Raw genomic sequence first — 17,992 nt, 5'->3', positions numbered from 1 at the left:
CCGAGTCGTCGACGTTGGCTGATCTGCCGGCCCGATGCGTTGCGCGGACCAGGACGCCGACTGTCGAGCATGGATGGTCCCGAGGCCACGGCGAGTCACGCAGGTTGGTAGGACCGTCGTACGAGGTGCTGGCCGACGAGATCCGGGGCGGGGGCGCGCAGGACCCGCAGCGACCCGCGAGTCGGGCGACCATGTACGGCGTGCGCGCCGTGGATGATGTCGGTCAGCCGTCGCGTCGCGCCGTCGGCGAGCAACCTGTCGGCTCGGCCGAGCAGCTCAGGCAGGTCCTGGTGAGGGTCGTCGACCGGGTACCAGCGGGAGTAGTCCTCCACGAGAAGCGCCGCCCTGGCCTGCCCCGGCACCCAGAGCACCGGTGCCAACGCGCCGGCGGGGACCGGCCTGCGTTCCACCCGGCAGCGCAGCCCGGTGTCCATGCTCTCCGCGCGGGGGTCTTCGCCACGAACATGGACGTGAAGGGGCGCGACCGTACTTCCGAAGGCCGCGGCGAGTCCGGTCTGAAGCTGGGCCAGGAAGGCCAGCAGACGTCCCGAAATCCCAATCTCGAGGACTGCGGTGTCCGGGGCGTCGAGGTGAGCGAGGAACTCCGGCCCGAGCTCGTAGGCCAGCGACCACGGCTCGAGCGAGTCCCGCGGATCGGGCATGAGGGCCGCGAGGCACCGATCGGCGTAGTGAGGCGGCGGAGGCTGCTCGACGAGCAGCAGGGGAGCGCCGACCGCGGCAGCGATGCCCGCCAGGATGTCCTCGACGGCCGCCCAGCCCTCGGCCAACTGGCCGCGAGGCACGACGACGTGCATTGCCATGAACGGCGCGATGTACTCGTCGCGGATCAGGGGCTCGGTGCGCGCGACCGGTCGGTAGATCCCACTCGCGGACACGACGGCACGGGCGGTCCGATCCAGCGCTGCCGCCCGAAGCCAGCGCAGGTGCGCGAGGTTGAGATCGAAGAGTACGGGTCGGCCGTCCTCCAGCAGGTAACAGTCGAAGTTCTCGGACATTGCACGGGCGGTGTCGAGTCTCGTCCGGTCGCTCATCACCGCGTCGTGCGCCACCCAGTCCACGGACCAGTGCGCGGCGACGAGGTCATGGAAGGTCGCCATCAGGCGCTCGGCCAGGTCGAGACCGTCGCCGGTGAGATTGGTGTAGCCGGCGCCGATGTGATGGCGGCTGAGATAACCGGCCGCGATCAGTCGTCGCCGGTAGGCGGGGATCTTCCGGCTCACGTCGGGGATCATCGGGCAATCCTCACTGCGCATGTCCGGACCCGCCGCAACACCGACGTCAGGTCGGTGGTCTCGTGCGCGACCTGCCATCCGGAGGAGGCGAGAACGGTCATAAGGTCATCGCTCGTCGAGTGCTCGGGCCGCGACCATTCCTCGGCGAGCAGCACGTCGTGCTCGATGCTCCCGTCGGTCCCGAGAGCATCGCCCACGGAGTACACCGCCAGGGGGAGCCGCTGTCGGCGCAGGCGCTCCCCGGGCACGAGCTGGAAGTCGAGACCCACGGTGCGCACCGAGAAGGCACCGGTGGCGCCGGCCGCGGTCGTGAAGTGTCGACGGGGCCCCAGGCGTGAGCCCGCCGAGACCGGGATGCCGACGAAGGTGCACCGGTTGTCGGACCATGGCGCGATCAGCGGAGCCGACAGGCGGTCCCAGTTCGCCGACCTGAGCGTCTCGTGCATACCCCGCAGGCTCGCCCACTCCCGCGGATCGACCCGTCGCAGGCCCATCGCACGGGCTTCGGCGTATGGGGCGGGCCGGTTCACGGCTGCCTCGGGTCGGCCGTGCCGTCCGGTGCGTCGAGCCCGAGTTCCCGCGCGGCCCAGTCGAGTGAGATCTTCCCGAGATCGCGCTGGAGCAGCCGACGACCCGAGGGCGGGCCCGTGTCGGGAAGGCCCATCTGGGAGCACCAGTAGCCGGCGAGCACGGCAGCGAACTCGCCCTGCCCGGCCAGCACCTGGTCCGGCAACGGGCCGCCTTCCCTTCGCAGGCTCGGCAGCCAGGCACAGATGTCGAAGACCGGATTGCCGATCGCGGCCCAGTTCCAGTCGACGATCCGGACACCCGCCGACGTGAAGCACAGGTTGTCGCTGCGGATGTCGAGGTGCAGCAGAGAGGTTCCGTCGACCGACGCCGCGGCCGACGCCTTGCTCAGTGCAGGTAGGGCCCGGTCCAGCCAGCCGGCCGACACCAGCCCGGTCGCGAGGAACGGGTTCCTGTCCTCAGCCACCACGTCCCAACCACCAAGCAGTTCGACGTCGTCCCGCAGGAGCGGAAGCGGGAAGTCAGGTTCGATGGCATGGACCGCGTCGAGCGTTTCCAATACCAGGCTGATCATGGTGGCGTCCCAGGGTGGGGGCCACTGCGCGTCGTGCAGTCCTTCGAGAACGAGGACCGGGTGACGGCTTCCGCCCGCGTCCCAGGCGATCGCCTCCGGCAACCACGGCGCATCGACGCGTTCGTAGATCACCGCCTCGTCCCGGAGCCATCGGGCCGTGAGCTCGTCCGTGGCCGCCTTGACGAACCGGGGGCCGCCGTCGTCGCCGACCACCAGCCATCGTTCGGCCCCGGTGAAGCCGCGCACCACCTTCTGCCAGTCCCGGACGGGACCGAGGAGCAGCTCCACCCGGCGTACCAGATCAGCCGGTGGGCGGTCCTGGGCCAGTTCACTTCTCATGTCGATCCTTGTCGGTCTCCGGCACTACACGACCGCGTTCAACGACGCGAGCAGCTCACCGGCGAGCTGGCGACGAGCGGGGTCCGGGTCGTGCACAGCCATCCGTTGGAGGGACGAGATCGCTCGCGTGTCGCCGCGCCTCGCGTACTCGATCGCCTGTCGGTTGCGCTCTTCCTCGTAGCGGAAGTCGAACGAAACGGTCCGTAGCTCCGGCCGATCCCAGTGGTACTTCAACGACTCGTTCTCCCAGGCGGAGTAGAGCGCGTCCCAGGCGAGCGCGGAGGTCGACGGTGCGAGGCTACGGTCGCAGATGGGCTCCGTGAGCGGCTGGAACCTGAAGTCGGTCGATATCCGGAACCGATCGGAGCGATTCGGCAAGCCGCGGTGGACCGTCAGCGAATTGAAGATGACGACGTCGCCGCGGGTGAACTCGCCGCTGCGCCAGTCCTCGTCCGGGACATCCTCGATCACTGTGCCGCCGGTGCCGCGGGCAGGGACACTCGGTCGTACGCCGCAAAGGTGCGAGCCCTCGGCGACGGCCAACGGCCCGTCCTCCCAGGAGACGTCGTGCAGGGGCACCCAACAGGTGTACGCGTTGGTCGTGCCCTGCACGGACACGAAGTCCTGATGCGCTGGCGTGGTGAAGTCCATGTTGCGAGGAGCGCTGGAGGCCGGAAAGACGATGCGGCCGATGGGGCGAGGATGAATGAGCGCGGCCTCGCCCAGGAGCGGCTCCAGGAGACTGTCCCGTATCGAGTGGCCCACGCTGTGGAACGCCTCCGACCGGTACGCCTGGTGGTAGACGCGTCGGTAGTTCTCCTGCGGCTCGACGGTGAACTTGGCCGGATCGGCTCGCCGGTCGGCCGGATCACCGAGGAACCAGCCGTTCTCGCCGATCGGTCGGGTGAAGTCGGCGAGTACGCGTTCGAGCAGCTCGGGATCCACGACCTGACGGAGGAAGAGGTAGCCGTCCCTGCGCAGTCTGCCGAGCAGCGCCCCAGGATCGTCGAGATCCGGGGTGGAGTCATGGAAAGCGGTGATCTGGTGCCTGTCTTCTGTCACCGGCCCTACCCCCTCGGGAGGATGTGATTTCCGGACTGGAATTCGTGCGGCTCAAGGATCAGCCCGCGGGCGACGTCGACCCATCTCGTCATCGAGGTCTGGGGAGCTCGATGACCGCGCCCGACAGATGGTGAAACTCCGGCGTCGTCAGCGCGACGATCGTCCGGGCGACATCCCCCACGTCCAGGGCGGTCGCGGGATCTCGGCCAGGGAATGCGGTGCGGAACATGTCGGTGTCCATCGCCCCAGGACTGACGTAGTTCAATCGGATCCCGTCTGGTTCCAGCTCCATGGCCAGGCATTGCGTGAGGAACCCCGTTGCGGCCTTCGCCGTTCCGTACCCGTAGCCGTGCGGTCGTGGGCGGCTGCCCATCCGGGACAGGACCACAATCACGTGGCCGCGAGCGGCGGCCAGCTGCGGACGGAACTGCCGGACCAGTCGATAGGTCCCGACCACGTGCTCGTCGAGCATCGTGAGAAACGTGGTTGGCTCCAGCTCGGTCATGCCACCCAGCGACGCGCTCCCGGCACTGATCACGAGGAGATCCAACGTCCTGCCACGCGACGCCTGGGTGTGGGCGAGACGCGCCACCGAGCTGTCGTCACGGAGATCGAGCGGCTCGTAGTCGCGAGCACGACCGTCCGCGGATTCGAGGTCCGCCCGTGAACGGCCGGTGCGCAGAACGGACCAACCTGCCTGCTCCAGCTGCTCGGCCACCTCCCGGCCGAGTCCGCGCCGGCCGCCCACGACGAGCGCGGAACTCATCGCAGCTCCTCGCCGGGTCGGGGTGCCAGCACGAGTTCCCGCGCGTCCGCGTCCAGCGATGCCTGATGGCCGATCGGCAGGGTCAGCATCGGATCGGTGTGCCCGATGTCGACGTTGAGGACGACCGGCATCCCGCTGCCGCCGTGTCGGCGGACCATCGCCTTCTCGATCTCGGCGGAGAGCTCGGGCGGTGCACGGAAGGTGCGGCCGACGACCACGCCGGCGAGGTCGTCGAGCGTGCCGGCCTGTTCCAGATGATCCAGCGAGCGCTCGATGGGGCCGAGCGACGTGTTACAGGTCTCCCAGAACAGGATCGCACCGTTCAGACTCGGGAAATAGGCGGTGCCGAGCAGTGCCTCGAGGGTCTCGAGGTTGCCGCCGATCAGCGGCCCGGAGACGCTCCCGGCGCCAAGCCAACGCTGCTCCGGCCCGGACGTCTTCGTGCGGGGCCGGACATCGTCCTGATCCCACTGGAGGAATTCATCCGTCCACGCGGGCACGTGCGGAAGAGGGCCCGCCCAGGCCCCGGAGAAGAACCGCAGCAGTTCCTGTTCCGAAACGGGTTGCGGCGCCGGGAATTCCGCCAACTCCGGCAGCAGGGTCGGCCCATGCAACGAGACAACTCCGGCCCGGCTGAGGATCCCCAGGTGAAGAGCCGTGATGTCGCTGTAGCCGACGAGGAACTTCGGGTCTCGACGCAGCGCGTCGAAATCCAGCATCGGTAGGAGGGCGTTGCTGTTGTAGCCACCGATGCTGGCGATGATCGCGCGCACGGAGGAATCAATGAGCAGAGCGTTGAGCTCTTCCGCGCGTTGCGCCGGGGATCGAGGCTCTGGCCTGGCTGCTCCTTCAGGCACACGAACCTCGAACCCCGACGCACGGAGAAAGGCGACACCACGACGAAACCGCGCAGGGGTTGGTGGCGGTTGGCTCGACGGAGAAGCGATGGCAACCGTGTCACCGGGCCGCAGTGGCGAAGGGTAGAGCAGCTTCTGGGTCATTCCTTGACCAGAACGAGGCAGCGTCGCATGGTGTCCGGCGTCACGGCGTTGTCGGTGTAGTCGTCGAGATCCTCCAGAACCCGAAATCCCGACTCCGCACAGGCTGTCTCGAGTTCGTCCTCGGTGAACCACCGTTGCCGGTGATACTCGGTCGCCCGGCTGAAGCTCGCGCCATCGCCGCGCGTGAACAAGGTGATCAGGAACTCGATGCTCCGGGTCGCCGCATCGTAACGATTGCGCCAGACATAGGCGAAATCATCGAGATCGTCGCCGAAGTGCGAGGAGCCGAAAACCTGCTCGATCTTCCGCTGGGTGTTCACGTCGAAGATGAAGACACCCCCGGGCCGCAGGGCGGTAGCCACGCCGCGAAGCAGCTCGGCGAGCGCGCCGTCCGCAGCCATGTAGTTGACGCTGTCGAACGTGCACAACGCGGCGTCGTACGTGCCGCCGAGATCGGCGGACGGGAGGGTACGCAGTAGGTAGTCCGCCCCCTCGCCGTCGATCGCACGGGCCTGCGCGAGCATCTCCTCGGACCCGTCGATCCCCGTGACGTCGAAGCCTCGCCCGCGAAGCAGCCGCGTCAGGCGTCCGGTGCCGCAGCACAGGTCCACGACGCGCCGGGCGTCGTGCTGCTTCAGCCGTCGCTCCACGAAGTCGGCCCACCGGTCGTACGGGTTCTCGGCCGTCCACCGGTCGTAGATGGGAGCCAGTTGCGCGTACGGCATCTCGACACCGGCCCCTACGTCAGTCATCGGCGGGCTTCCGGACGTGGACCATCAGGTTGACCCCGCGGTCGGCCCACTCCGGGCGTTCCGACGCCTTCAGCTCCGCCGCCAGCGCCGCGTTGAAGAACTCCTGGTCCTGAAGCGCGTTCGACACGAAGCCGAGCTTCTCGTACGGGTAGCCGAAGTCCTCGGGGCCCGGGTAGGTGAGCAGCGGGACACCGTACACGCGGGGAACCTCGAAGCCGGCCCTTTCGCCGAGCTCCCGCAGGTCGGACGCGGAGTACACGCGCAGCGGCGGAACGTGCTCGGCCCAGCGCACGATCTGGTCGTTCAGGAGGGTGTCGAGTTCCTCCGGGGTGACGCCGTCCCGGCTCAGCTTGGAGTGCAGCGCGTTGGAGAGCGAGTGGGACATGAACATGCCCTGGGCGCCCGGCTTGAGCACGCGTGCCAGGGTGTCGAAGGCCGCCGCCGGCTGGTCCAGGAAGCTGAGTACCCCGTAGGTCGAGATGGCGGCGTCGAACGACTCGTCCGCCAGCATGGGAGCGTCCTCGAGGTCGCACAGCACCACGGTGACGCGTTCGCCGAAGGGCGACTTGGCGACGTTCTGGAGCGCTTCCTCGACCATCTTCTCCGACTTGTCGGCGACGGTGACGTCCACGTCGAAGTGCTCGGCGGCCCAGAGCGCCCAACGGGCGGTGCCACCTCCGGCGTCGAGGATGTGCTGACCGGCCTGGATGCCCAGATGTTTGTCCATGAGCGCACGCACCAGCGCGTCGGAGAAGGCCCAGAAAGGTGCCTCGTAGAATCCTTGCACATTGGGGGCGTAGGGCTCGAAGAACTTTTCGAACTGCTCAGTACTCATGAGTGACATAGCTACGCGGCCTCACTGGTCGAGAGTAAAAGGGCATTGATCAACGAAGAATGCGCATAGTCGCGGATGCTTGAGACAAATGTTTGGTTCGGTCATTACCGGGCATCTCGGCGCGTAGGAACTCGTTGCGTCACCTCGGTGGGGTTGGAGCGGCTGTTCTCGATATCTAGGAAACCTACCGGACGACAGTGACGTGCGACAAGGGGCTTCTGATCAATTGATCGACGGTTTCTTCAGGGTCTTGGGCAGCCAAGTGCACGCCCGCTGAACTCGGTGTTTCGCACCCGGTTCGGTGGCTGATCATTGGCTGGTATGCCTTTTGTGCGTGGGGTAGGAGTGCGGTCGTGGCATGAAGTGCGGAGTGCGTCAGAAAGCGGATTCAACCCCGTCTGACAGCCCGTGCCGACACGTTGTTCGGGATCACCGTCACCTTGCTGGGCATTGGCGGAAAAATCGGCAGACGGTCATCCGGCGGCGGTGTGCTCCGGAAGCGGACTGACCGTGTAGACCAGGGCGTCGCGCACTGCGGCAGCGCGAGCCCGCAGGGTCGCCACGTCCGGTGCGGCCAGGAGAAAGTGAGCGAAGAAGTTCTCCTGGTCGATCGACTCGGCCCGGTAGGGGGAGAGGACGAGACCGTCGACGACGCCCGGCAGGCCCAGCAGGTCGGCCACCGCACTGTGGCACGTGACGATTCCTGCCTCGTCCGCCTGGATCGGAAGCGCGCCCCACAGCTGGGCCTCGACCGGATGAGGTTGTCGAGCGGGCTCCCTCGGCTTGCGCTCGTCGGGGTGGAAGAGCGCCATGTCGATCAGGGTGTCGATCGGGTTCAGCCCGGTGAGTTGCGTGACGGCGTGCAGGTTCACGCCGCCGCCCACGCGCGGGTTGATCTCGATCAGCTCCGCGACGCCGCCGGCGGCCCGGCCCTCGACGTGGAACCAGGCCTCGTCGACACCGATGGCCGCGCAGAGCTGCGACACCCGGTCGGCCAGGCGCCGGGCGGCCTCGTCGACCCCGTCGGACGTGGGCGGGGAGACGAGTAGCCCGGTGTCGTGAAAGCGCTGCCCGACGTGCGCGTCCTTCTCGAAGATGACCACCGGGGTGAACCGGGAACCGGTCACCGGACCGTCCATCGAGAACTCGGTGCCGGGGACGAACTCCTCAAGGATCATCTCGCAGTCCGCGCCGAAATCGTGGGCCGCTTCGAGCAGGAAGGCAGTCGCCTCCGCACGGTCGTGCAGCAGCCGTACGCTCCGGGACGCGCCGCTGCGTTGCGACGGTTTGCCGATTACCGGGAAGCCCGGCACGTCGTCGAGTGGGAACGACGCGGCCGGCCCGGCCGTGAACCGCAGGTCGGAGAGGCCGTGCTCACGCATCGCCGACCTGACCTTCGCCTTGCTGAGAAGTGTGGCCAGACCGGGCGAAGCCCCATGCACGCCGAAGTGCTCCACGAGGTGGATCTGCCACGGGATCAGGGCTTCGACGAGATTGATGAGGGCAACCGGCGCCGGGGCCAGGGCAGCCACCTTGGCGGCAAGCTGAGACTCCGAGTCGTGCGCCCAATCGACCAGGACGTGGCCGTCGCACAGTCCTCGGTTGAGGTCGTCGGGCTCGTTGGACACGAGTACGGGCGAGTACGCCCGCTCCCGGAGGGCGTGCACGATGTAGCGCACTCCGCCGGCGTTCAGCTCGGAAAGGATTAGGACCTGCGGTTGGACTTGGCGGGGGACACTCATCTTCGGTCTCACCGTTCCTCGGGAACGATCGCGAACGCTCGCCCGCCGAGGTGGACGGCGCCGGACGCGATCACGATTACGCGACAGAAATGCTGGTGATAGGGGAAGGCGTCGTTGTTGACGTGCATCTGCGCCGACAGCAGGACATCGTCGGTGCTCCCGGGCGTCACCCGTACCTCACCGGGGTCCGGAACGTCGACGCCCTGGAAGTACTGCCCGTGCAGGAACCAGCCGACGGTGAGTCGGTCGGTCCTCCAGCCGTCGGCGCCCGGAAGCAGTCGAACCGTCCCGCGAACGTCCTCCCCGCGATGCCAGACCTCGGGTATGTCGATCAGCGGCACCTGTAGCTGAGGATCGGCGGGGGCGTCCCACACGTGGCTGCATCGATGGCAGAACGCGGCCGTGCGGGAGGTCCAGGGTCGGTCCGGGCTGGTGCCGACCAGCTCCTCGACGGTGGCGTCGCAGTAGGGGCACGGCGTCCGCGACGCGTGGGTCCGGGTGGCCAACACGGGCTCCCAGATGCTGTCGAACCCGGAGTAGGTGGCCGATGTGTAGTCGATGAGTTCGGCGGCCGCCGCCATCTGTGCCCGGGCCAGAAGGTCCGGGTCGGGTACGGACCGGGCTTCCAACTCGGCCACGCAGGTTTCGAGGGCCGTCGAGTTCAGGCCGAGATCGAGCAGGCTCCGCAGCAGCTGTTGCGGGGTCGCTGCCGTGCCGTAACCGGATGTCGGGGCTGTCGTAGCGGGCGCGACGTCGGGATCGGCCGAGCGTGCGGCGTCGGCCTCCCAACGCCTCAAGGTGGCCTCGTCGGCCGGTGCGACTCCACCGGCCACCAACCACGGGAACCCGAGCAGGGCGAAGTAGGGCAGTTCCGTCCCGGTCTCCCTCGCCCTGCCGTTGAGGGCTGCGACCACCTCACCCAGCGGGACTCCCGCGTCGCACAGACGGTGGAACGTCTCGGTGGCCCAGTCCGTCGTGTGGGAGGGGAACATGGGGCCGATGGCCGCCGCGGCGTAGCCGGAGCTGAGCGCGTTGGTCAGGAGGAACTGACGGGGCGCCCGGCCGCTGTGCGGGCGCCAGCTGAGGCAGGAGTTGGTGAAGACGACCTCGGCTCGGACCGATCTCGCCTCGATCACGTCGTCCAGGCTCACTCCGGGCAGGAAGCACGTGCCCTCGAACGCGCAGTGCGGAGCCCCACCACCCGTACCGAGCTCGAGCCACTGTCGGCGGGACTCGTGATCGCTGCCGCACAGGACGGTGTCGTTGAGCAGTACCGCGTGCTCCCGCCCGGACGACGTGATCGACAGGAAGGTCGCGCTGCCGGCGACGACTGCCTGGTGGACCGATTCGCGGGTGACCTGCGCCCCGCTGAGGACCAAGGCGCCGGCGCTCAGCAGCGGACCATTGGGGAAGGGGCTCAGGAACACGTGTTTCCGAGAGGCCGGTTCACGATGCCCCGACGCCAGGTTCTTCAGGATCAGCCAGGAAAGCTGGTCCAGGTCGCCCGCCGTCAGGAACCCGAGCCGGGGTACCCGCCCGCCCGGCCGGTCCCGGTACGCGTTGACCCGATCGACGACGGCGAGGGCGTCATCGACGGACACCTCGTCGGCGAGGGCGATGACGAGTACGTGGGCGGCCTGATCGTCGAGGACGAGATGCTCGCCGAGGCCGCCGGCCGGCAGCGCGATGACCGTTCCACCGAAGCGGGCCGCCAGCGCCTCGGCGACGCGGGCGACAGGCGAAGCTGAGACGCACACGACGCGAAGGTCGGCGACCGGTCGGGACCTGTCCGGCGTTCCCAGCGACGTGACGTCGACCGGTGCACTCCTGCTCCGCAGCACCGGGAACGAGTCGGGGTCCGCGAGCTCGCGCACGTACGTGTCGAGGTCGTGGTGTTGCGAGAGCATGCTGGTCTGTGTCATCGGGCGACCGGCCTTTCATGCTGCGGGGCGGCCGGGTCACTCACGTCGGGCCGTTCGCGGAGACGTCGCGAGGCTTCCTCTCCTCGGAACACCGGCACGGCACAGACGGTCGCGGCGAGCAGCGCCACCGCGACGGCGGATATGACCACGACGAGGAGCGGGCTCGTGGCGGCAGCCACCGGAACGGCCAGCAGCAGGCCGAGAGGCCGGCAACCGTACGAGACGAACCCGTCGAGCGCCGACACCCGCCCCAGCATCTTGCCGGGCACGCGCTGCTGAACGGTGGTGCCCCAGAGGGTGTTGAAGATCGCGAGAGCTACGCCGTAGACGAACATGCCGGCCAGGGTGATCGGCAGGGGGGCACCCGTCGCGAGCAGGATCAGGCCGGGCGCGACCCCGAGCGCGGTCGCCGTGTACGCGGCCAGCAGCGGGCGCTTCGGAACGAAGCGGGTGGAGGCGAATCCGCCGGCCAACATCCCGAGCGAGCTCGCGAGTAGCAGCGCGGACCAGCCGGCGACGCCGTCGTAGTGCTTGATCGCCAGGAGCGGGCCCAGCACCGGCAGCATGCCGAGCACGAGCATCTGGAACATTCCGGCGTTGGCGAGCCCGGCGGTCAGCCATGGCGTCCGTGCCACCTCTCTGACCCCGGTCACAAAGTCGGCGGCCCAGGAGCTGTCCGACTGGGCGACAGTTGCCGGGATCCCACGGATGCGCGTCAGGAGCAGGGCACTGGTGAGGAACGTCAGGGCATCGGCCAGTAACGCGACACCGGGCGAGGTCACGGACACCAGGAGGCCCGCCAGTGGGAACCCGAGGATGCCGACCGACGTGAAGGTCATGGACAGACCGGCGTTGGCGGTCTGCAGGTCGCGGCCGGTGGCGAGTCCGGCCAGGATCTTGCTCGTCGCCGGTATGTAGAGCGCCGCGGCTGCCCCGTTGACCGCGAACAACGCCACGAGCTGCCACGCCGAGGGGTTGCCGAAGACGATCAACATGCCGATCGAGGCCTGGGTTCCGAAGGCCACGAGATCCGCGGCGATCATGAGCGGCCGAGGCGGGAAGCGGTCGACCGCGACGCTGCCGAGCAGCAGCACCGCCACCTGGGCGATCGTGCGTGCGGCGAGGACGAGCCCGGTGAGGAATCCACTCTTGTCCAGCGCGAGCATCGCGAACGGAATTGCCACGAGGGCGAGGACATCGCCGAAGCCGCTGACGCCCTGGGAGGTCAGCAGGAGGCGGAACTCGCGCTTCAGCCCCGGACGGCTCGGGGTCTGCTCCATCTCGTCGGTCACTTGACCCGCACCGGGAGGGAGGTGAAGCCGCGGATGAAGTTGGACTGCAGTCGCACGGGCTCACCGTCCGGGATCAATCGCACGTCCTTCAGCGCTGCGACCGCGTGAAGGAGCGTTTCGAGCTCGACCAGCGCCGGCGTCGCCCCTACGCAGCGGTGAATGCCGACGCCGAAGGCCAGGTGGTTCGTTGCCTTTCGGTCGAGGCGTAGTTCCAAGGGATTCTCGAATTCTGAAGGATCACGGTTGGCGGAGTAGATCCAGAGCAGCACGGTCTGCCCAGCCTTGATCGTCGTGCCGTGCATCGTCCTGTCACTGGTGGCCACCCGCTTGACGTAGGCGGCGACGGAGGTGAGCCGCAGCATCTCCGTGAGTGCGTTGGGCACCAGATCGGGGTTCTCGACCAGCGCGGTGTACGACCACGGCTCCTGCATCATGAGCAGCAACGACCCGGACGCCGTGTGGGCGGACGTCTCATTGCCACCGAAGACGAGATTGACGAGGTTGTAGATCACCTCGTCGCGGGTGAGCGTGCCGGTGCGTTCGGCGGCGAGGAAGTGGCTGAGGGCGTCGTCACGGGGCTGCGTGGCGTGTCGTTCCTCGAGAATTTCGTCGAGGAACCCGAGCAGCTCTATCTGTGCCACGGCCCGTCGGGTCTCCTCGGGCACGGAGAGGTCGGACAGCGTCTCGTCCCGGTAGCCGACCACGGCGTCGGTGAGGTCGACGACGTGATTGGCGGCGGACTCGTCGATGCCGAGCAGCGTCATCAGCGCGGCGACCGGAAGTTGACGCGAGATGGAACGCGCGAAGTCGCCACCGCCGTCGGCCAGGAGGATGCCGAGTTCGCGATCGAGCAGGGCCTGGAGCTGCTGGCGGATTCGCTGCGCCATCGCGGGGCCGAGAGCTCCGAGGAACACCCGGCGGAAGTTCCGATGCTCAGGCAGGTCGCTCGCGACGAGCATCTTGCTCCTGGCGGAGTCCTGGTCCGAGTGGAAGGAGCTGCCCATGATGGCCCCGCTCAGCGAGCTCAGCCAGTCATGGTCGCGGTAGCAGGCGGAGACGTCCGCGTAGCGGGAGAGGTTCCAGAAGCCCTCTTCCGACCCACCGTCATTCCAGTAGACAGGCTGCTCTTTCCGCAGCTGCGCGAACATCGCTTCGGGGGCGTTGGTGCGAAAGAGATTTGCGTCGCGCAGGTCGGGAAAGGACTGCGTCATCTCGTGGCCCGCTCATCGATCAGTTCGGACAGCGCGGTGAGCGTCTTCTCCTGGAGTAGATCCTTGAAGCCGAGGTCGACCGAGAGCTCGGCTTTGATCATCTTGTTCAGGCGGAACAGCAGGATCGAGTTGCCGCCGAGCCGGAAGAAGTCGTCATCGAGACCCACGGGGGAGACCCGCAGGAGCGTGCTCCACATGGCCCCGACCCGCTTCTGCGTCTCGGTGACAGGGGGAGTGAAGGCCGACAGGCGTGCGCTCTCGGCGAGAGCGAGCATGCGCATCTCACTCACGTCGCGCTTGCCGTGGTCGGTGGAAGGGAGTCGATCCACGGTGACCAACGAGTGCGGAACCAGGTGCGCGGGGAGCCGCGACTCGGCGAACTCCCGCAGTTCGGCGACGCTCGCCCCCGAGCGCAGTACGACGATGGCGACCAGGGACGGCTCCACCGACTGCCGTTCCACGATCAGCACAGCGTCGTCGACGGACTCGTGATCGAGCAGAACACGCTCGATCTCGATCGGGTCCACCCGGTGCCCGCTGACCTTGACCATCCGATCGCGCCGGCCCACGAACTCGAGCCAGTCATCGTGCTGCACGAGGATGTCTCCGGAGCGGTACGTCGCCACCTCGGCGTCCCCGATCACGGCCGTCCCGAAGACGGCAGCGTTCTCAACCGGGCTGTCCTGGTAGCCCAGGCTCACGCCGGGCCCGGCGATGACGGCCTCGCCGGGCGTGCCGGGGGGCACGGGGCGACCCGCCTCGTCCACCAGTTCGATGGAGCAGCCGTCCAGGGTGCGACCCAGGGGGATGCTCGGCTCGTCCGCATCGGCCGGGCGGACGGCGTGGATCGTGCACGCGGTGGTGATCTCGGCGGGGCCGTACAGGTTGTACAACGCCCCAGCGAAGCCTCCGTCGTACAGCTTGCGCACCGCGGAGACGGCGAGCACGTCCCCACCGACACCCAGCACCCGCACTCCGCTGAACGCCCGGGGATCCGCCTCGATGATGTGGTTGAACGCCATCGTCGGCACCAGAAGAGCGGTGATCCTTCGCGAGGTCAGCTGCCGCTCGATGCCGGTGGCGAGCATCTGGGGAATGTGCGGCAGCGTGACCAGCGTCGCGCCGGTCGCCAGGGCACGCCAGATCTCGTAGTGAAAGGCGTCGAAGGACAGGCTGGAGATCTGGCCCATGCAGTCGTCGGTGCTCAGGTCGGGCAGCGCGTCGTTCAGGGCGAACCAGGTCAGGCCCGAATGCCCGAGCACGATGGCCTTGGGCTGACCTGTCGATCCGGAGGTGAAGACCAGGCCGGCCGCGTCCGACGGCGACGGCGGGGTGAGGTCGTCGACAGCCCCGGACGCCGCCGGAAGGTCGCCGGCATCGAGTACGAGAAGCTTCGCGTCGCCGTCGACGCGGTGGACGAACGAACTCGACACCATGACGAGGGCCACCCCGGCCCGGGAGAACATCTCCTTGCGACGTTGGTCGGGGTCCCGTGGGTCTGCGCACACGTAGACGCCTCGGGCCTTGAGGACGGCGAGCAGCGCGACCGGAACGATGGCCGAACGCTCGAGAAGCAGACCGATACGATCGCCCGGCTCGGCGCCGGCCTCCACGAGGGCCAGCGCGAGGTCGGTCGAGAGCCGGTCGAGCTCGCGGTAGGTGAAATCCATCTGGTCGTCTCGGCACGCGCTGTGGTCGGGATAGGCAGCGGCGGTCGCGGACACGAGCTCGACAAGGGTCTGCGGTGACGGCGGTGGCGCTGTGTCAACGGCCGGGCGTGTCGATCTGTGGTCTACCACGGGCGCTCCCTCGTTTCGATCTCAGGAATGTCTGGTTGAAAGGCGATGTGATCGGTGCTGGTGGGCTGCCAGTCCGGGGGAATCCAGCCGGAGTACTGCGGCGCCTCGGTCGCCTCGCCGAAATCCGTCAAGGTCGGATTGGCGTCGACCTGCAGCCTCTGAGATCTCCTTGGCGACGTCGGCCTCTTCTGGCTCTCGCTCCGGGCCGGTCATGCCGTCGCGATCCGGATCGTCGTGCGCGACGCCTGAAGAATCCGCAGTACGTCGTCGTGGGTTGCCGCAGCGCCGAGCAGGAGGACGGTCTCGCCAAAGGTCCCCATGCCGACCGACACGACATCTCCCGGATGTTTGAGCACCCGGATCGATTCGACTCCGGGGTGCCGCGCCATCTCCTCGATCCCCCGGATGCCGGCGATGGTCCCCTCCAACTCGGGATAGAGGGAGATGTGATAGCTGACGGAGTCGGAGCCGATCGATGCCAGTTCGTTCCGCGCCTCGTCGGAGCGGCCCAGCGCGATGGCATACCCGGCCCGGACGAGCGCTCCGGGACTGCGCTGACAGAGCAGGCTGTCGACGAGTCCGCCCAGCCGGCCGTTGACCTCGATGATGACGGGGCCATCGGGCGTGAGCTTGAGTTCGGTGTGGCAGAGACCGTTCTCCACACCGAGGGCTTCGATCGCCTTCGTCGCCTCGGCGTACGCGTCGGCCCTGACGGTGTCGGGGAGATTGTCGGGGAAGACCATGCCCGTCTCCCGGAACGGGGGCGTGATGGGGAACCGCCCGGAGACGCCCACGTGCGTCGGCGAGCCTTCGATCACGGCCGACTCGACGGAGATGTAGTCGCCCCACTCCGCTCCGGCGACCGTGGTGTCACCCTGGAGGATCGATTCCAGGATGAAGGACTCACCGGGCAGCCCCTGGGCGGCCAGACTGTCGAGGAGCGGACGCAGTGAGCCCGGGTCCGCGACCCGATAGGTGTGCCGGCTGCCGTAGCCGGCCCTCGGCTTGATGATGGCCGGGAACCCGATGCTGTCGAGTCCTGGCGACGAGACGCCGTCGACCGGGACAAGAAAATCGGGACCACGCGCGCCCTTTGCGCGCAGGCGTGAGCGCTGCAGGAACTTGTCCCGCAGGAGCCGCGCGGCCGACGTCCCGACCGAAGGGAGCGACAGCGCCTCGGCCAGCTGGGCCGCCGGAGCGATGCCGGGGTCGGCGAACGACACGACGCCGTCCGGCTGGCCGATCACATCCAGCAGGGCGAGCGGGTCACCCGGGGTGAACTCGTGAACCAGAGCGATCTCGTGTAGCAGGTCGAGATGAGCCGCGACCTCGTCGGAGCCCTTCGGCACCGCGAACGACAGCTCCGCCGTACCCTCGGCGTTCGACAGGAGCTCGAGAGGCGATGCGGATCCGCCGTCGAAGACGACCACCAGATGAGGAAGCTTCACTGCGCCATCCACTCTGGAGTCCGTGCGCGTGCTCGATCGCCGGCCGACCCGGAAGTGTTCAGCGTGGCCACGGCGGCACCTCGATTCATCCTCGATGGTGGTTGGTCGGCTGGGGACAGTCAGGGGAGGATGGCAACGCCGTTCTCACGGACGAATACCTGGAAGTCGCGGATGTCCGTCTGCTGGGTGACCCACATGAGCAGTCGTTCGACCCCGAGGCCGAAGCCGCTGGTCAGCATCGGCGCGGTGTCCTTCATCGCGACATACCACCCGTACTCGGTCTCAGGTACCTCGTGCAGGCGCAGCGCCGCCCGTACCGATTCGCCGTCGACGTGGCGCTCACCGGCACCGACGACTTCGCCGGGGCCGAAGAGCAGATCGCCGTTGAGCGCGTGTCCCTCGCCGTCGTTCGCCTGGTAGAACGGCACGGAGCGCTCGTCGAAATGGGTGATCCAGACGAACTCGCCACACAGTTCCATGAGCTTGCGCTCGCCGGCGCGGGTGAGCCCCCGGAAGCCAAGGTCCGGATCGGTTTTGACCAGTTCCGGGTCGCCGTCGAGCATGTCGATCGCCTGATCGAGGGTGAGACTGCGGAAAGGCGTTGGATCATCGAGACGGGCGAAGTGGTCCAGAGATCCGCTGGCCCTAGCGATATCCGGGCCGCACTCGCTGCGAAGGCGCAGGAGGATGTGCCGAATGTATTCCTCGACGAGAACCTGAGTGTCGGCGAGGGTTCCGGGAATCTCCGCCTCGCTGTGGAAGAACTGGCACAGGTGGGTCGAGTCGGAGGCCTCCCCCCGGAAGGACGGCATCATGTAATAGGCACCCGCCTCGCTGAGGCGGCAGAGGTATTCGAGCCCGAACTGCATGGAATCGGCGAGGTACGTACGCACATCGAACATCGACACCGACACGGGGGTCGAATCACTACCCAGGCCCATCGGTGACGAGATCGACCCGGTCGTGACCGGGAGGTGCCCGAAACGGACTCCGCGCGCACTCCAGAATTCAACCGTGGCTGAGGTGACGCAGTCCTGGAGTTTGACGACGAGGCGGTACCATTCGCCTTGGAGCGCCTTTAGGTAATGGGTCTCCGAGTCCTCCCAGGTGCGGGGAGGGGTGATGTTTTCGTCGGTCATGTCAGATTCTCCCGGACTGCGGGCGCCGGAGCCCCTGCGGAAGCTGGGGCTTGCAGATTGCAAGCACCTTGGTCATATTCTCGAAGGTCACCAAAATCTCCATCCTTCGGTGGTTTCGGGAATTGCGGCGACGTCGTCGTCGCACTGGCCGGACTGTACGGTGGTACACCTCCTGCCAATCTTCGGCAGGAACGCTATGAAAACGTCTGGGCAGACGTAGGCGCCGGATCACCGGCCGCTGATAAGGCAGGCTCGGCCCCACCAGGTGGGTGGCACGTCCAATTCGCGCTGACCCGCCAAGGCGAGTTGGCCGATGCCACTTCCTGCGC

General features: G+C 67.7%; 15 protein-coding genes. All 15 read right to left on the bottom strand.

Annotation, left to right across the window (positions count from 1 at the left end; all coding sequences use genetic code 11):
• Positions 1-95: 95 nt before the first annotated feature.
• Positions 96-1,253 carry a hypothetical protein gene (locus AB0B55_RS14730; protein ID WP_357124263.1) on the bottom strand — a complete coding sequence of 386 codons (1,158 nt, stop codon included), beginning with the start codon at positions 1,251-1,253 and terminating at the stop codon, positions 96-98.
• Complete coding sequence (locus AB0B55_RS14725) at positions 1,250-1,699, bottom strand: hypothetical protein (RefSeq protein ID WP_357171926.1); 450 nt, start codon at positions 1,697-1,699, stop codon at positions 1,250-1,252. The genes AB0B55_RS14730 and AB0B55_RS14725 overlap by 4 nt, the downstream gene beginning before the upstream one ends.
• 80 nt (positions 1,700-1,779) lie before the next feature.
• Entirely contained in the window at positions 1,780-2,694 is a 915-nt protein-coding gene (locus AB0B55_RS14720; RefSeq protein WP_357124269.1) for a phosphotransferase, read from the bottom strand.
• A 24-nt stretch (positions 2,695-2,718) separates the two neighbouring features.
• A complete protein-coding gene (locus tag AB0B55_RS14715) occupies positions 2,719-3,756 on the bottom strand; it encodes a phytanoyl-CoA dioxygenase family protein (protein WP_357171925.1) in 1,038 nt (345 codons plus the stop codon).
• 88 nt (positions 3,757-3,844) lie between these two features.
• Entirely contained in the window at positions 3,845-4,522 is a 678-nt protein-coding gene (locus AB0B55_RS14710; protein ID WP_357171924.1) for an SDR family oxidoreductase, read from the bottom strand.
• Positions 4,519-5,523, bottom strand: coding sequence for a S66 peptidase family protein (locus AB0B55_RS14705; protein ID WP_357171923.1), 1,005 nt, complete (start codon positions 5,521-5,523; stop codon positions 4,519-4,521). The genes AB0B55_RS14710 and AB0B55_RS14705 overlap by 4 nt, the downstream gene beginning before the upstream one ends.
• Complete coding sequence (locus tag AB0B55_RS14700) at positions 5,520-6,248, bottom strand: class I SAM-dependent methyltransferase (protein WP_357171922.1); 729 nt, start codon at positions 6,246-6,248, stop codon at positions 5,520-5,522. The genes AB0B55_RS14705 and AB0B55_RS14700 overlap by 4 nt, the downstream gene beginning before the upstream one ends.
• A 19-nt stretch (positions 6,249-6,267) precedes the next feature.
• Positions 6,268-7,110: a methyltransferase domain-containing protein gene (locus tag AB0B55_RS14695; protein ID WP_357124284.1), complete on the bottom strand. Its 843-nt coding sequence runs from the start codon at positions 7,108-7,110 to the stop codon at positions 6,268-6,270.
• A 473-nt stretch (positions 7,111-7,583) separates the two neighbouring features.
• The gene (locus tag AB0B55_RS14690) at positions 7,584-8,852 is read right to left on the bottom strand and encodes an ATP-grasp domain-containing protein (RefSeq protein ID WP_357124287.1); all 1,269 of its coding nucleotides are present in this window, start codon (positions 8,850-8,852) and stop codon (positions 7,584-7,586) included.
• A gap of 8 nt (positions 8,853-8,860) precedes the next feature.
• A complete protein-coding gene (locus tag AB0B55_RS14685) occupies positions 8,861-10,774 on the bottom strand; it encodes a hypothetical protein (RefSeq protein WP_357171921.1) in 1,914 nt (637 codons plus the stop codon).
• A complete protein-coding gene (locus AB0B55_RS14680) occupies positions 10,771-12,066 on the bottom strand; it encodes an MFS transporter (protein WP_357171920.1) in 1,296 nt (431 codons plus the stop codon). Before AB0B55_RS14680 ends, AB0B55_RS14685 begins: the two co-directional genes overlap by 4 nt.
• Complete coding sequence (locus AB0B55_RS14675; RefSeq protein WP_357124297.1) at positions 12,063-13,277, bottom strand: cytochrome P450; 1,215 nt, start codon at positions 13,275-13,277, stop codon at positions 12,063-12,065. The genes AB0B55_RS14680 and AB0B55_RS14675 overlap by 4 nt, the downstream gene beginning before the upstream one ends.
• Positions 13,274-15,001 carry a non-ribosomal peptide synthetase gene (locus AB0B55_RS14670; RefSeq protein WP_357171919.1) on the bottom strand — a complete coding sequence of 576 codons (1,728 nt, stop codon included), beginning with the start codon at positions 14,999-15,001 and terminating at the stop codon, positions 13,274-13,276. Before AB0B55_RS14670 ends, AB0B55_RS14675 begins: the two co-directional genes overlap by 4 nt.
• A 284-nt stretch (positions 15,002-15,285) precedes the next feature.
• Positions 15,286-16,506 (bottom strand): ATP-grasp domain-containing protein, encoded by a 1,221-nt coding sequence (locus tag AB0B55_RS14665; RefSeq protein WP_357124303.1) that lies wholly within the window; start codon positions 16,504-16,506, stop codon positions 15,286-15,288.
• 137 nt (positions 16,507-16,643) lie between these two features.
• Positions 16,644-17,663 carry an asparagine synthetase A gene (locus AB0B55_RS14660; RefSeq protein WP_357124306.1) on the bottom strand — a complete coding sequence of 340 codons (1,020 nt, stop codon included), beginning with the start codon at positions 17,661-17,663 and terminating at the stop codon, positions 16,644-16,646.
• Positions 17,664-17,992 lie beyond the last annotated feature (329 nt).

The sequence above is a fragment of the Micromonospora sp. NPDC049107 genome, from assembly GCF_040648595.1.
In the GTDB taxonomy this organism is placed as follows: domain Bacteria; phylum Actinomycetota; class Actinomycetes; order Mycobacteriales; family Micromonosporaceae; genus Micromonospora.
Note: the sequence above shows the minus strand (reverse complement) of the source record. Positions and strands in the feature narration are given on the sequence as shown.

Bases quoted from the DNA above. Each gene is read 5' to 3' on its own strand.
- AB0B55_RS14720 (WP_357124269.1), bottom strand. From the start codon at position 2,694: ATGAGAAGTGAACTGGCCCAGGACCGCCCACCGGCTGATCTGGTACGC.
- AB0B55_RS14690 (WP_357124287.1), bottom strand. From the start codon at position 8,852: ATGAGTGTCCCCCGCCAAGTCCAACCGCAGGTCCTAATCCTTTCCGAG.
- AB0B55_RS14710 (WP_357171924.1), bottom strand. From the start codon at position 4,522: ATGAGTTCCGCGCTCGTCGTGGGCGGCCGGCGCGGACTCGGCCGGGAG.
- AB0B55_RS14695 (WP_357124284.1), bottom strand. From the start codon at position 7,110: ATGAGTACTGAGCAGTTCGAAAAGTTCTTCGAGCCCTACGCCCCCAAT.
- AB0B55_RS14675 (WP_357124297.1), bottom strand. From the start codon at position 13,277: ATGACGCAGTCCTTTCCCGACCTGCGCGACGCAAATCTCTTTCGCACC.
- AB0B55_RS14700 (WP_357171922.1), bottom strand. From the start codon at position 6,248: ATGCCGTACGCGCAACTGGCTCCCATCTACGACCGGTGGACGGCCGAG.
- AB0B55_RS14685 (WP_357171921.1), bottom strand. From the start codon at position 10,774: ATGACACAGACCAGCATGCTCTCGCAACACCACGACCTCGACACGTAC.
- AB0B55_RS14705 (WP_357171923.1), bottom strand. From the start codon at position 5,523: ATGACCCAGAAGCTGCTCTACCCTTCGCCACTGCGGCCCGGTGACACG.
- AB0B55_RS14725 (WP_357171926.1), bottom strand. From the start codon at position 1,699: ATGCACGAGACGCTCAGGTCGGCGAACTGGGACCGCCTGTCGGCTCCG.
- AB0B55_RS14730 (WP_357124263.1), bottom strand. From the start codon at position 1,253: ATGATCCCCGACGTGAGCCGGAAGATCCCCGCCTACCGGCGACGACTG.
- AB0B55_RS14660 (WP_357124306.1), bottom strand. From the start codon at position 17,663: ATGACCGACGAAAACATCACCCCTCCCCGCACCTGGGAGGACTCGGAG.